Source organism: Caldibacillus thermoamylovorans, from assembly GCF_000751775.1.
Lineage (GTDB): Bacteria > Bacillota > Bacilli > Bacillales > Caldibacillaceae > Caldifermentibacillus > Caldifermentibacillus hisashii.
Genome location: NZ_CCRF01000064.1, coordinates 42,949 through 57,556 on the forward strand (window position 1 = coordinate 42,949; position 14,608 = coordinate 57,556).

Annotated in this window: 13 protein-coding genes and 1 other annotated feature; all 13 genes read right to left on the minus strand. The window is 36.8% G+C overall.

Annotated elements, in window-relative coordinates:
* Positions 1-460: 460 nt before the first annotated feature.
* The 13 genes from rpoD to BT1A1_RS10975 all read right to left on the minus strand — a co-directional run bounded on the left by rpoD (position 461) and on the right by BT1A1_RS10975 (position 14,491).
* Positions 461-1,585, minus strand: coding sequence for an RNA polymerase sigma factor RpoD (gene rpoD / locus BT1A1_RS10920; RefSeq protein WP_034771108.1), 1,125 nt, complete (start codon positions 1,583-1,585; stop codon positions 461-463).
* A gap of 21 nt (positions 1,586-1,606) precedes the next feature.
* Complete coding sequence (gene dnaG / locus BT1A1_RS10925; protein WP_034771111.1) at positions 1,607-3,406, minus strand: DNA primase; 1,800 nt, start codon at positions 3,404-3,406, stop codon at positions 1,607-1,609.
* A 600-nt stretch (positions 3,407-4,006) separates the two neighbouring features.
* On the minus strand, positions 4,007-4,822 hold the full coding sequence (locus tag BT1A1_RS10930) for a pyruvate, water dikinase regulatory protein (RefSeq protein WP_034771113.1): 816 nt from the start codon (positions 4,820-4,822) through the stop codon (positions 4,007-4,009).
* A gap of 19 nt (positions 4,823-4,841) precedes the next feature.
* Positions 4,842-5,477 (minus strand): transcriptional regulator CcpN, encoded by a 636-nt coding sequence (locus tag BT1A1_RS10935; protein ID WP_034771115.1) that lies wholly within the window; start codon positions 5,475-5,477, stop codon positions 4,842-4,844.
* A gap of 114 nt (positions 5,478-5,591) precedes the next feature.
* On the minus strand, positions 5,592-7,655 hold the full coding sequence (gene glyS / locus BT1A1_RS10940) for a glycine--tRNA ligase subunit beta (protein ID WP_034771117.1): 2,064 nt from the start codon (positions 7,653-7,655) through the stop codon (positions 5,592-5,594).
* Complete coding sequence (gene glyQ, locus BT1A1_RS10945) at positions 7,648-8,538, minus strand: glycine--tRNA ligase subunit alpha (RefSeq protein ID WP_034771120.1); 891 nt, start codon at positions 8,536-8,538, stop codon at positions 7,648-7,650. Before glyQ ends, glyS begins: the two co-directional genes overlap by 8 nt.
* Positions 8,539-8,668: 130 nt before the next feature.
* Positions 8,669-8,842, minus strand: a binding site (T-box leader).
* Between the two features lie 96 nt (positions 8,843-8,938).
* Positions 8,939-9,682 (minus strand): DNA repair protein RecO, encoded by a 744-nt coding sequence (gene recO / locus BT1A1_RS10950; RefSeq protein ID WP_034771123.1) that lies wholly within the window; start codon positions 9,680-9,682, stop codon positions 8,939-8,941.
* A 33-nt stretch (positions 9,683-9,715) separates the two neighbouring features.
* Positions 9,716-9,856, minus strand: coding sequence for a YqzL family protein (locus BT1A1_RS17955; protein WP_072012691.1), 141 nt, complete (start codon positions 9,854-9,856; stop codon positions 9,716-9,718).
* 129 nt (positions 9,857-9,985) lie between these two features.
* Positions 9,986-10,897, minus strand: coding sequence for a GTPase Era (era, locus tag BT1A1_RS10955; RefSeq protein ID WP_034771125.1), 912 nt, complete (start codon positions 10,895-10,897; stop codon positions 9,986-9,988).
* Positions 10,890-11,288 (minus strand): cytidine deaminase, encoded by a 399-nt coding sequence (locus tag BT1A1_RS10960; protein WP_034771128.1) that lies wholly within the window; start codon positions 11,286-11,288, stop codon positions 10,890-10,892. The genes era and BT1A1_RS10960 overlap by 8 nt, the downstream gene beginning before the upstream one ends.
* Before the next feature lie 227 nt (positions 11,289-11,515).
* Entirely contained in the window at positions 11,516-11,878 is a 363-nt protein-coding gene (locus BT1A1_RS10965) for a diacylglycerol kinase family protein (protein WP_034771130.1), read from the minus strand.
* 13 nt (positions 11,879-11,891) lie between these two features.
* Complete coding sequence (ybeY, locus tag BT1A1_RS10970) at positions 11,892-12,362, minus strand: rRNA maturation RNase YbeY (RefSeq protein WP_034771132.1); 471 nt, start codon at positions 12,360-12,362, stop codon at positions 11,892-11,894.
* 5 nt (positions 12,363-12,367) lie between these two features.
* Positions 12,368-14,491 carry an HD family phosphohydrolase gene (locus tag BT1A1_RS10975; protein ID WP_034771253.1) on the minus strand — a complete coding sequence of 708 codons (2,124 nt, stop codon included), beginning with the start codon at positions 14,489-14,491 and terminating at the stop codon, positions 12,368-12,370.
* Between the last annotated feature and the right edge of the window lie 117 nt (positions 14,492-14,608).

Here is a 14,608-nt window from a genome sequence, read left to right on the forward strand (position 1 = left end):
ATGAAAGGAAACTCTATCACCTTTAAATCATCATGGACAAAAAAATTTACAATAGCCATTTGCAAATTCATTTCATTTTTTATAAAATAGATGTCAAATAGTGTGAAAGCGAATACGAAATGAAAATTCATTCGTTTGGCGAGATTTGTGGCGATTCATGCTGTGTCGCTCATCTGTAGATCATGGCTTTTTCGGTGTATGACGCTTATGTGCCAAAAAACTTTTAAGAACGCTTAACTTATTATCTGGTCTTATATTTACTTATAAAAATTTAAGAACGTTTTACCTTATTATCTGGCCTATATTAACGTACAAAAACATTAAGGACACTTAAGCACAACTATCTTGCCTGTATTTTCTTGCAACAATTTTTTAAGGACATTTTACCTTATTATCCGGTCTCCATTTACGTACAACAAAATTGGTTTGCCTTTCTTAGACAAACCAATCAAAGGTAATTTTATTCCAGGAAATCTTTTAATCGTTTACTACGGCTTGGATGTCGCAATTTCCGTAAAGCTTTCGCCTCAATTTGGCGAATCCGTTCACGGGTGACACCAAAGACTTTGCCGACTTCTTCTAAAGTACGTGTACGTCCATCGTCAAGACCAAAACGGAGACGTAATACATTTTCTTCACGATCTGTTAATGTATCTAAGACGTCTTCCAATTGTTCTTTTAACATTTCGTAGGCTGCATGGTCAGAAGGAGATGTCGCCTCCTGATCTTCAATAAAGTCGCCTAAATGGGAATCGTCTTCTTCACCGATTGGAGTTTCTAAAGATACAGGTTCTTGAGCAATCTTTAAGATTTCCCTTACTTTTTCAGGCGTTAAATCCATTTCTTCAGCTATTTCTTCCGGTGTTGGTTCCCGGCCTAAATCTTGCAATAATTGCCGTTGGACACGAATTAATTTATTTATTGTTTCAACCATATGAACCGGAATACGAATGGTTCGCGCTTGGTCTGCAATGGCTCTGGTAATCGCTTGACGTATCCACCACGTTGCATACGTGCTAAATTTAAATCCTTTTGTATAATCAAATTTTTCAACAGCCTTGATTAAGCCCATATTCCCTTCTTGGATTAAGTCAAGGAAAAGCATTCCACGGCCTACATAACGTTTGGCAATACTTACAACAAGTCGTAAATTTGCCTCAGCGAGCCTTCTTTTTGCCTCCTCATCTCCTTGGGCAATCCTTTCAGCTAGTTCGATTTCTTCTTCAGGGGTTAATAGATCAACACGACCGATTTCCTTCAAGTACATTCGAACAGGATCATTAATTTTGACACCGGGAGGAACACTCAAATCATTTAAATCAAATTCCTCTTCATTTTCCAGATCCTCTTCATCCGGTTGTTCGATATCTTCTTCATGATCTTCTATTAATTGAATGCCCTGTTCAGACAATTGATCGTAAAACTCATCCATATGTTCTGCATCTAACTCAAATTGAGCTAAATTTTGAGCGATTGTATCGTAAGAGAGACTACCTCTTTTTTTACCTAACTCAATTAATTGGTCTTTCACTTGATCGATTGTGAGTTCAGAATCTTCATTGGAACGTGCTGACTTCTCAGTCATATGTTCCCCTCCTTCCAACAATTAAAGCGATTTTCTTAATTGAATGATTTCATTAGCAATTTCTGCAGCTCTTTTTACATCATGTTGACGTTCTGCCTCGATGCTTTCTCTTTCTTTCTCTTTTATTTTTAACCATTTATGTTGATTAACTACATGCTTGATATAATCTTGAAATTCTCTATCGGTTACTTCTTCAGCTATAGAGATCATCCCAATCTCTGCAACAAGTTTCTTTAAATGTTGATCATTAAGGAAATTTAAAAATTGAGTTAAATCAGGCTCATTCCCTTCCTCATAAAATCCATATAAATATGTGACAATCGCTTGATGATCATCCAAATTAAACGGGATGTCTTGCAAGGCTTTTTGCACACGCTGTGTAAATGTGACACTTTTTAACATATGAGCAATTAATATTCGTTCCGCATTTTCGAAAGCTTTTCGCGCAGGCTTTTGAGACATGATGGAAACGGGGACTCGATTTTGTTGTTCTTGTTTTTTCAACCCTTTTTTATGCATATAGTATAGCTGTCTTTCTTGCTGTTTCAAAGCATCTAACGATAGAGAAAATTCATCTGCTAATTGACGTAAATAAACATCCCTTTCTATGGCATTATCCATCGTTGCTATATCTCCTAATACTTGTTCGATATAAGCAAGGCGATCTCCTTCATTCTTGAGATTTTTTCCTGTTTGGTAATACTTCATTTTAAATGCCATAAAGGTTAAACTTGTCCCAATTACTTTATTAATAAATGCGTCGGAACCATGTGTAAGAATATACTCATCAGGATCTTTTGCCTCCGGTATCATTGCTACTTGAACGGTACAACCTGCCTTCTGGAGTAGTTCACCTGCTTTCAACGTTGCACTTTGACCTGCCGAATCAGAATCAAAACATAAAATGACACGTTCGGCATTTCGTTTAATCATATGAACATGTTCTTCCGTCAAAGCGGTTCCCATCGCCCCGATTCCATTATCAACTCCGGCTCCATATGCAGCAATACAATCAGCAAAGCCTTCAAAAATGACCAATGATTGTTTTTTTCGTATGGATGATCGGGCTTGATAGAAATTGTATAATGTCTTTCCCTTGTGAAAAATAGGCGTTTCCGGGCTGTTTAAATATTTCGGCTCCCCTTTATGCATTACACGACCGGAAAATGCAACTGTATTTCCTTTCATATCAAAGATGGGGAAAATAATTCTTCCCCGAAATCGGTCAAAATATTGATGGTTGGACTCACTTTTAATAATAAGTCCGGCCTTTTCAAGAAGTTCTTCTGAAAATCCCCGTGATTTTAAAAATTTCAAGCTTGTATCCCATTCATTTAAACAATAGCCAATTTGAAAATGATCAATCATCTCGCGGGTAAAGTTCCGTCTAGTCAAATATTCCAACGCTTCCTGACCCTTGTTAGTATTTACCAATAAATGGTGATAAAATTGTCTTAATAACTCATGGGCTTCGATCATTTTATCATAGGTATTGGTGCCCGGCGTTTTACTTTGGGATACATTTATATGTAAAGGAATATTTGCCATCCCGGCTAATTTGATTGCTGCTTCTTGAAAAGAGAGGCCTTCTATATCCATCAAGAAAGAAAAAACATTTCCTCCCGCACCGCAACCGAAACAATGATATATTTGCTTATCAGGTGATACGGAAAAAGAAGGAGATTTTTCATTGTGAAACGGACAAAGCCCGAAGTAATTGCGGCCCTGTTTTTTTAAATGAACAAAATTACTGATGACTTCCACTATATCAACAGATTGGCTAATTTGTTTCACTATTTCATTTGGAATACGTTCTGCCATGAGAACATCTCCACCCATTATAAGTATTCGATTCATTTTTTATTAATCCTGCAAAAATCGACAAAAATCTTATTTCGATTTTTACGTTTACAACATTAAAATTTAATATGAGCATTCAAATTCCCATTTTTTTATAAAAAATTATGCTCAAAGTACCATATTTTGATTTTCTATATTTAAGCATGTTTCGCGTAAAATTCCCTCTAAATCCTTGTCGGGAGCTAACCAGTATATAGCCTATATTTAGAAATTCTACATTCCTCCACAAATTCCTTCTTAAAAAGACAAATTTCATAGGAATGACATAATTTCCTTTTTATGTTTGAAAAATTCGTGTCGAAAAATTTTTAAACGATTTTCTTGACTTTCATCACTACTAAGTTTATTCTTAAAACCCAAAGTCTAAACCTCTATTCGCGAATTTTCCGTACAATTTTTTATTATAGTATAAATAAATATTTTTTTCCATTCCATTATTTGTGATTTTGACCAAAGACTGGTTTTTATTCAAAATTTACGAAAACAGCTTAAGCAAAAAAATAGAGGTGTCCCACTTTTGTCACTGATGGATATATCAATGAGTGGGGACTACCCCGTTCCTTACTTATTACCTATATTTTTTTTATAATAATTGACAATCAAATTCGCCGTTTCTTCAACCGCTTTATTCGTTACATCAACCAGATAACAGCCGATTCGATCGGTAATCTTTTCAAAATAAGCTAATTCTTCCTTAATTCTTTCCATTCTCGCATAATTCGCCCTTTCATCTAACCCTAAAGCAATAAGTCTTTCTTTTCGTATATAGTTTAATTGGTCGGGACTAATTTTTAAACCGATGCATTTTCTCTTGTCAATTTCGAAGAGCTCTTCCGGTGGTTCTACCTCGGGAACAATTGGAACATTAGCCACTTTGAATCGCTTTAAGGCAAGAAATTGGGACAGTGGTGTTTTCGATGTTCTGGAAACGCCGATCAATACAATATCTGCTTTTAAGATTCCGTTTGGGTCTTTTCCATCATCGTACTTTACCGCAAATTCGATTGCTTCGATCTTTTTAAAGTAATCTTCATCTAATTTTCTGACAAGGCCAGGTTCGTATTTTGGCGTGACTCCTGACATTTTTTCAAATTTATCAATTAAAGGTCCTAAAACATCAAAGGCAAAAATATTTTCACTTTTCGCATGTTGTGATAAATATTTGCGCATTTCCGGTTTCACCAATGTAAAAACAATAATACCTTGATTTAATTTGGCAAGCGATATTACCTCATCAATGGTGGTAAAGTCCTCAACATAAGGAATTCTTTGCAAATCCACGCCCGCCCCGTTGAATTGGCTGATCGCTGCTTTCGTTACTAGTTCAACCGTCTCTCCTACTGAATCCGATACTACATATATCGGAGGTCTCGTCATTTGAGTATCATCTCCTTAATTAATCCTCATTAAACAGGGAGACAAATGCTTTTGTGATATTGGATTTTGTAATTCTTCCAACTACTTCATAACCATTGTCCCGCTCTCTTACAATTGGTATCGCATCAATTTGTTTTTCAATTAATTTTTCTGCAACATGGATGAGTAAATCATCACCCTTACACATCGTAATATTCGGCATGCGCGTCATAATAATATGGACAGGGACCGTGTTCAAATCTTGTTTGCCGATGCTTGCTCGTAAACAGTCTTTTCTTGATAAGGCACCAACTAACAAATTATCATTATCAACAACAAATAACGTGCCAACGTCTTCTAGAAACATCGTTACGATTGCATCATAGACGGTCACATTTTCATTAACTACAACCGGAATCGACTTGAAATCATTTACTTTTATTTTTTTTATGCTTTCTGACAGTAATTGTGTACTGCTTTTGCCGGTATAAAAATAGCCGACACGCGGCCTTGCATCCAAAAATCCGGCCATGGTCAGGATGGCTAAATCCGGACGCAAGGTTGCACGTGTTAAGTTTAATTTATCTGCAATATGTTCACCTGTTATCGGACCATTTTCTTTAACGATTTCAATAATTTTTTCTTGCCGTTTACTTAGTTCTATTTTACTCACCACCCGACTAAGCCAAAAATAACATATGATTCTCTAGTTAATTATATACTATTTTCCAAAACAGACAAATTAGACATATCTATTTTAAGAAAGTTTACCAATTATATGTTGTAATTATTATTTTACAATAATCATTGAAAATTGGGCGAATCCACCAATTAGATTTGAAAGACTTTTTAATAAGGACAAGCGATTGTTGCGAATTTGTTCTGCATCGACCATAACCATTGTTTGATCAAAAAACTGATTGATTGGATTTTTTAAACGAACCAGCAGTTGATAATATTGTTCCGGATCTGTTTCATACAATTGGCTTTTCATTTGTTGATAGGCTTCATACAATTGACTTTCCGTCTCATTTTCAAACAGTCCCGGGTCAATTTCGATCGCTTCCTCAAATTTTTTTGTAATATTAATTACCCGACTGAGCGCTTCAACATTTTCTTTAAAACCGGCTTCCTCTTTTTTGTGATCAAGGATGGCGGCTTTTTCAATAAGTGATTTTACATCTCGAATCGGTGCTTCAAGAACCGCATCAACAATATCATAACGAATTCCTTTCTCTGCCAACAAATGTTTAAACCGTAGTTGGAAGAAAGAAAACATATCCGCAAAAACTTCTTGTTCATTCCGTTTTGAAAATTTGACTGTTTGTTTAATACTTTCTTTTAATAAAGCAGTGAAGTCAATGTTCCAACCTTTATTAGCCAAAATTTGGACAACACCCGTCGCTTGTCTTCTTAAACTATACGGATCTTGAGAACCGCTTGGAATTAACCCGATGGAAAAGATGGAAGCAATCGTATCCAATTTATCGGCAATACTGACGACAGCACCCGCTTCTGTTTCAGGAAGTTCGCCGTCTGCATTTTTTGGCATATAGTGTTCATTAATCGCTTTGGCAACTAATGGATTTTCACCATGAATCACAGCGTATTTTTCTCCCATAATCCCCTGAAGTTCCGGGAATTCGTCCACCATTTGCGTCACAAGGTCAAATTTACAAATTTCCGCTGCACGCAATGTATGTTCTTGCATCTCCTTACTTACAGGTAGTTGTTGCAAGATATATTGTGATAAAGATTTGATCCGCTGTAATTTTTCTTTGTATGTTCCGATTTGATCATGATAAACGACCTTTTCCAATTTATTAATCGCATCATTAATCGATAATTTTTGATCTTCTTCATAAAAGAAAACAGCATCTTGAAGCCTGGCACGAATCACCTTTTCATTCCCTCTTCGTACATTGTCAAGATGATTGGCGTCTCCATTTCGAACTGTAATAAAATAATTTAATAAACGGCCGCTTTCATCTTTTACCGGGAAGTACCGCTGATGCTCTTTCATCGTAGTAATTAATACTTCTTCCGGTAGTTGCAAATATTCCTTTTCAAAAGAACCAAATAACACAGTAGGATATTCAACAAGGTTGCTAACTTCATCTAATAAATCGGGATCGATTGGGACATGCCAATTCTTTTCATTTTCTAATTGATGAATTTGTTCTAGAATCATCGCTTTCCTTTCTTCGTAATCGACCATCACATGTTGGGCGAGCAATGCTGTTTTATATTCTTTCGGTTCACGGATAACGATTTCCTGACCGAGGAAACGATGTCCATATGTTTTGTTGCTTGCTTTCACATTCGTAATTTCGATTGGGAGTATTTGACTGCCGTATAAAGCAATAATCCAGCGAATCGGTCGAATATAGCGAAGATCAAAATCTGCCCATCTCATGTTTTTTGGAAATGATAAACCGGTAATCACTTCTTTTAAGTTTATCAATACATCCATGGTATTGCGACCTTGAATATGTTTAGCAACATGGACATATTCAGTACCGTCGATTTCTTTAAAATAAATATCATCCACGGTTTTCCCTTGCCCTCTAGTAAAACCTGCAGCAGCCTTTGTCCAATTGCCGTTTTCATCAAGAGCGATTTTTTTCGCAGGTCCTTTCACTTCTTCATGTAAGTCATCTTGCTTTTCATTGACTTCTTCCACGAGAACAGCAAGTCTTCTTGGTGTTGAATAAACATGGATCTTTCCAAAACCGATATGTTGTTCCGTTAGTAGTTCTCGCACCCGATCCGCAAGTTGATTGGCGGCATCTAATACAAACCGGGCAGGTATCTCTTCAAGACCGATTTCCAGTAATAAATCCGATTTATTCATGTTCATTCCCCTTTCCGTTTTTCAAAATTGGGAACCCTAGTTTTTCACGTTCTTCATAAAATGTTTGTGCCACTTTTCTGGCTAAATTTCGGCAACGAGCAATATAACCGGTCCGTTCTGTTACGGAAATGGCCCCTTTTGCATCAAGTAAATTAAATGTATGTGAACATTTTAAAACATAGTCGTATGCCGGATGGACAAGTCCCTCATCCATTTGACGAATCGCTTCTTTTTCATAGATATTGAACAAATGGAAAAGCATATCGACATCGGATGTTTCAAATGCATATTTAGAATGCTCATATTCCGGCTGCCCAAAAATATCACGTACGGTAAAACCTTCCGTCCATTCGAGATCAAAAACATTTTCTTTGTCTTGAATATAGGAAGCCAGTCGTTCAATACCATAAGTAATTTCCACGGAGACCGGTTTACATTCCAAACCGCCCACTTGTTGGAAATACGTAAATTGCGTAATTTCCATCCCGTCAAGCCAAACTTCCCAACCGAGTCCCGCACAACCCAATGATGGATTTTCCCAGTTATCTTCTACAAAGCGGATATCATGTTCCAATGGATCAATCCCTAAAGCACGTAGAGAGTCTAAGTAAATTTCCTGGATATGTTCCGGGGATGGTTTCATAATGACTTGGAACTGATGGTGTTGATATAAACGATTTGGGTTTTCCCCATATCTGCCGTCTGCCGGTCTTCTTGACGGTTCAACATAAGCCACTCGCCAAGGTTCAGGTCCGATTGCCCGTAAAAACGTATAGGGACTCATCGTTCCGGCTCCCTTTTCCACATCATACGCATTCATTAAAATACATCCTTGATCCGCCCAATGCTTTTGCAAGGTTAAAATCATATTTTGGATATTCATGTGTACACCTCTTTTTAATAATGATGATTCTTTTTATTGTTGTTGCAAAAAATGACATCTTTTGACCTATTCCTGCTAAACTTGGCTTTTAGGCGAACAAAAAAACTCTCATCCCTATGCCAATGAACAGCATAGGGACGAGAGTTTTTCCCGCGGTTCCACCCTATTTGCCGGATTTTTGCCGACCACCTTTATTACAAATTGCTCAGGAACGCCCTTCCTTAATGCTCTATACCTAGCTTGCACCATCCTAGGTTCGCTCTTATAGAGGTAATTAAGTACTCCTTTCCTTCACAGCAATAAAAAAGTATATTTTTAACGTATCATATCGAAAAAAATGATTCATGTCAATATCCACCGATTGAGCAGCTAATTTGTTTTCACTGTTGACCAATGAAAGTTATTGAAGTTTATCCAACTGTTGTAAAAACTTTTTCGTTTTTAAATATACACCGGAATATTCTTCATAATAAGCGGATATACATGTCTCAAGTTCCTTTTTTGTAGATTCTTTTACATTAATCGTTCCTAACCGATTAAGATCAAAATGAAAAAACAGTCGTAATAAGCGGATGGTCGCTTGGTTAACCTTTAAATGATGCGGATCATGATGCAGGCAATGTTCACATAAAATACCGGCCTCTTTAATTGAAAAAACAAATGGACCGTCCTGATTTCCACAAATGGCGCAACAGTCAAAATTTGGACGCAACCCTAAAACGGGCAGCATTTTTATCTCGAAAATATTTTTGATAATTTGAGGTTCATATCCCTCGTCTATATATTTCAAGGTTTGATATAACAATTCAAATAAAAAAGGGTTGTTCTTACGCTCGTCGGTACTTTTATCTAATAATTCAACTATGTATGAAGCATAAGCCGTGGAGATCAAATCATTCGTGATTGAGCGAAATATCTCAATGATTTCACCTTGTTGGATTGTTCCTAAACCTTGACCGGTGAAACAAAGAAAATACCCATAAGTAAAAGGCTGTGACACAGAGGCAAGCCGGCTGTTTGGTTTTTTCGCTCCTCTGGCCACAGCGCCAAATTTTCCGATTTCACGGGAATAAATGGTCAATATTTTATTCGTTTCTCCATAATCGATCGAGCGCAGAACAATACCTTCAACTTTTTGAAGCATTGAAGGTCACCATCCGATTTTAACGTAAAGGTTTCAGGTCACAGAAATATCAACATCAGCTAGTTCTAGATCATTTTCTGGTGCTTCTTCCATTTCTTTTGATAATTCCTTGTAAAGGAGATATGTGTCAATATTTCCTGTTTGGGTAAAAACCTTCCAAGTAAAATGTAACATGGAAATCCCCACCTTTCAAATTTTTAAACTAGCTAAGACCTTAACCTAATCGTTATGTTTTCCTTACTTTAAAAAAATCATAAGTTACAGATTTTGTCATTTTCTTAATCATTGGCGACAACAAAATCATTAATATTCATCTTCACGATAACCGAATTCTTTCAAGAGAGACGCTTTATTCCGCCAGTCTTTTTGAACTTTCACCCATAATTCCAAAAACACTTTTGACCCGAGCAAATTTTCAATATCGGTTCTCGCCCTCTTTCCGATTTCCTTGAGCATACTCCCTTGTTTCCCGATAATGATCCCTTTTTGGGAATCTCTTTCAACAATTATGGCTGCCATAATATGGACGGTTCCGTTTTCTCTCGTTTCAATTTTTTCAATGATTACCGCTACCGAATGTGGAATCTCTTCCCTAGTTAATTGGAGTACTTTTTCCCTGATTAGCTCGGCAATAATAAATCTTTCGGGATGATCGGTTACTTGATCACTCGGATAATATTGTGGACCTTCAGGCAAATATTTTTGGATCGTATGAAGTAGATGATCCACATTATTTCCTTCGAGGGCAGAGATCGGTACGATTTCAGAAAATGGAAATTTGTCTTTATACCGGTCAATGATGGTGATTAAATCATCCGGATGAACTAAATCAATTTTATTAATAACTAAAAATACTTTCGTTTGAATCCCTTGTAATTTCTCCAAAATAAATTCTTCACCGCGACCAAATCCTTCCGAAGCATTAACCATAAATAAAATAAGATCTACTTCATTCAATGTGTTTGTCGCCACTTTTATCATAAATTGCCCCAAACGATGCTTCGGTTTGTGGATGCCAGGTGTATCGATAAAGATCATTTGCGCCTCTTCGGTTGTGAGAACTCCTTGGATTTTATTTCTTGTCGTTTGTGCCTTGTCGCTCATTATAGCAATCTTTTGACCGATTACTTTGTTTAAAAATGTTGATTTTCCTACGTTGGGGCGACCAATGATGGTGATAAAACCTGATTTGTATGTCTTTTCACCGTTACTCATGTAAATCCCCCGCGTTAAATGCGCCCGGTAATAACTCTTTGACGGTTGTTTCCAGCAAGTCGCCCTTTAGATTGGTTAAAACAACTTTCATATCGGGCGGACAAAATTCTGAAATCACTTGACGGCAAGCACCACAAGGAGAGCAGGGCCGATCCGTGTCGGCAACAACAGCCAACAATTTAAAGTTTTTTTCACCTTCTGAAATCGCTTTAAAAAATGCAGTTCTTTCGGCACAATTCGCCATACTGTAGGCTGCATTTTCAATATTACAGCCTCGGTATACTTTACCATTTTCCGTCAGCAACGCCGCTCCAACGGCAAATTTGGAATAAGGGACGTATGCTTGTTTTCTTGCTTCTTTTGCTTCTTCAATTAATTGTTCAATATCCATCACTGTCGAATCCTTTCTTACTGACTTAAATTTATTTTACTATAAAAATATCCATTTGTTAATAGTCAATTTGTAGAATAGACTAACTCTTTTATATTTTCGAATTATAGGCATTAATACTAAGCGTTTAAAAAGATTTTACGAAAAAATCCGGCCTTTCGTGTTTGTTGGTTAGAAAAATCTGTAGTTAGCCTCATTTAAGGCTATACCTTAGAAGGAAATTTCAATTAATCAATGAAAAAGATATAAAGCTTGGAACCAAACAGCAAAATTCCAATAATCACACTTGTTACAGCGGAAATGAGACAGGCAGCCGCAGCAATATCTTTTGCCTCTTTCGCCAGCGGATGATATTTCGGACTCACCAAATCGACGGTCCGTTCAATAGCGGTATTGATTAATTCAGCAATAATCACAACGGCTATAGTTAGGATAAGAATCATCCACTCAGAAATGGTTAGCTGAAAGACAAAGCCAAAAACGATCACAAGGAAAGCTGCAATCATATGTACTTTTAAATTTCTTTCACGTTTAAAAGCGGTCATTAATCCTTCAAATGCATAGCGAAAAGATAAAAAGAATCTCCTCATGGTAGAACCTTCCCTACCTGGTTAATCCAAACTCTTGGAGAATTTCTTCTTGTCTCGAAAACATTTGCTGCTCTTCTTCTTTTGTTCCGTGATCATAGCCCAACAAGTGTAAAAACCCGTGAACAGCAAGGAAACCCAATTCTCTCATAAACGAATGACCATATTCCTCTGCTTGCTGTTTTGCTCTTGGTATGGAAATGATGATATCACCTAACACACGCGGCATATCTTGTCCGATAATTTCCATTTCACCTTCTGTATTTTCCTCCAAAGCAAAGGAAATCACATCAGTCGGACGATCGATTCCTCGATATTCCCGGTTAATTTCATGAATCTTTTCATTATCGACAAAAGTTAAAGATAACTCGCTGTCTCCGGTTACTTCTTCCCGTTTCGCCGCTAATTGTAATAACTGTAATATTTGTTGCACTTGTTCCGGTGCTAATTCTCCTGTTTCGTCTATATAGTCAATTTCTAATGTCATTTTTTTCACCTTTCATTTTTTATTTCCGGATATTCGATCCGATTATGGAAGATGCCATGTAGAGTTTCTAACAATGTTTTTTCAATAATCGTCAGTTCTTTAAACGTTAGGTCGCAATCACTCAATTGCCCGTCATTTAACTTATCTTTAATAATATTTTTTACCAGCTGTTCAATTTTTTCCATCGTCGGATTCGCCATCGAACGGACTGCCGCTTCAACACTATCGGCGATGCTTATCACAGCAATTTCTTTCGTTTGCGGTTTCGGGCCCGGATAGCGAAAATCATTTTCACTTACATCTTTCCCCATTTCTTTCGCTTTATGGTAAAAAAATTTCAAAAAACTTGTTCCGTGATGCTGTACTGCCACATCAACGATTTCTTTAGGCATTCGATGGGCTTTTAGTATTTCAGCCCCTTCAGTTGTGTGGGTAATGATGATATCCCGACTTTGTTCCGGTGTCAATCGATCATGCGGGTTGCTCATATTCATTTGATTTTCGATAAAAAAGCTTGGTCTTTTCGTTTTCCCGATATCATGGTAGTAGCTTGCCACTCTTGCTAATAACCCATTGGCTCCAATGGCTTCACATGCACCTTCCGCTAAATTTGCGACCATTACACTATGATGATAGGTACCGGGGGCAACCGTTAAGATTTTTTTCAATAAAGGGTGATTTGGATTCGATAGTTCGATTAATTTCATCGTTGATAAAATGCCAAACCCTGCTTCAAAAAATGGTAATAGTCCGATCGTTAATACAGACGAAAGGACGCCGGAGAAAATTGCCATCACTACATAAAACAAATAATGAATGCCGGAAAACTTTGAATTTGGAATAAAGAGCATGGCAACAATAACAACAATATTCACGAGCGCTACAAACAGACCTGCTTGAAAAATTTTTGTGCGATGATTTTGATTTGTTAAAAAGAATAGCCCACTTAATCCGCTAAATAAAATGTACAGGCTAATGATTAAATGAAAAGGACCGGATGTTTGGCTATTAAAAATAATCGCACCACTTGCGGCTAAAATTACCGTACCGATAAAACCGAGGCGATCATTAAGCAGTATTTTTATGAGCATTGAACACATGGCTGCCGGAAAAATGATGGCCAAATCAACATTATCAACCGGAATCAAACTGATCCCTTTCATGATTATGAATGAAATAATCAATATGGTACCGAAAATTAGTAATTCCTTTTGCTGATTTTGATCTTGCCGCTTATATCCCCGAAAATAGGAGAATATACTTGCTAAAAGAATAAGAACAAATAAAAGTAAGCCGATAAAAGGCAGATGCGAATTATTATTATCCAATAGACCGAGCAATTGAAGTTGCCGGTAAATTTCTTGATCAATTAATTGGCCTTCTTCCACAATAATTTGTCCCTGCAAAATCCGTACAGGTTCAACATTTTCACTCGCCTGTTTTTTTAATTCTTCCGTGGCTTTCGGATCATAAAATTCATTTTGGATAATCGCATATCGGCCGAGCTCAATCGTTGCATTTTTTAAATCTTGCGGCAATGAAATATAGCGAATTTGATCTTCCACTTTTTTCTTTGCGTTTTCCACTTCATTTGCGGAAATTCGTTCGGTCATAACTTTATTGACTGCTGTTACCGCTGCGTCTTTTGCTATTGATAAATCGGTTTTTGTATGGTTTACAAGAGCTTTAAGCGTTGTTTCCGAAAGATCATTGTTTACAGTATTGGTAAGTTTTTCCTTTAGCCATTCCAATCGCTCATTTTCTGACGGTACACTTACCGGACTGTCAGGAGTTTCGGTCGCCGCTGATTTTTTTACCAGTTCATTTTGCAAGTCAATAGCTGAATCAAAGATGGAACTAATCAAATCAACACGGTTTTGCGCATATTCTTGTTTCATCACATATTGTGGTTTAACTTGACTAACCACTTCATTCCGTTTTTTTTCAGTTTGTTCTTTATCCTCAATTGTAATCGGAGAACGTATTGTTTCCTTTGCAATCGAAAATTGTTCCACATCCAATTTAGCCGGTTTGACATTACTGTACATGGAGAAAAACATGACCAAGCCGATAGTAAGAAAGACCATCCAGTAGGTCAGCTTTTTATTCAATTTGACTAGTCTTTTCATGAAAAACTTTTTATTTGTTTTCACACTCGTCAGGCCCCCAAAAAAGGTACGTTCGTATATTATTGTACAGAATTTTTCTGCTAAATTGTAGTAATAATAGATTATACGTTAAATATA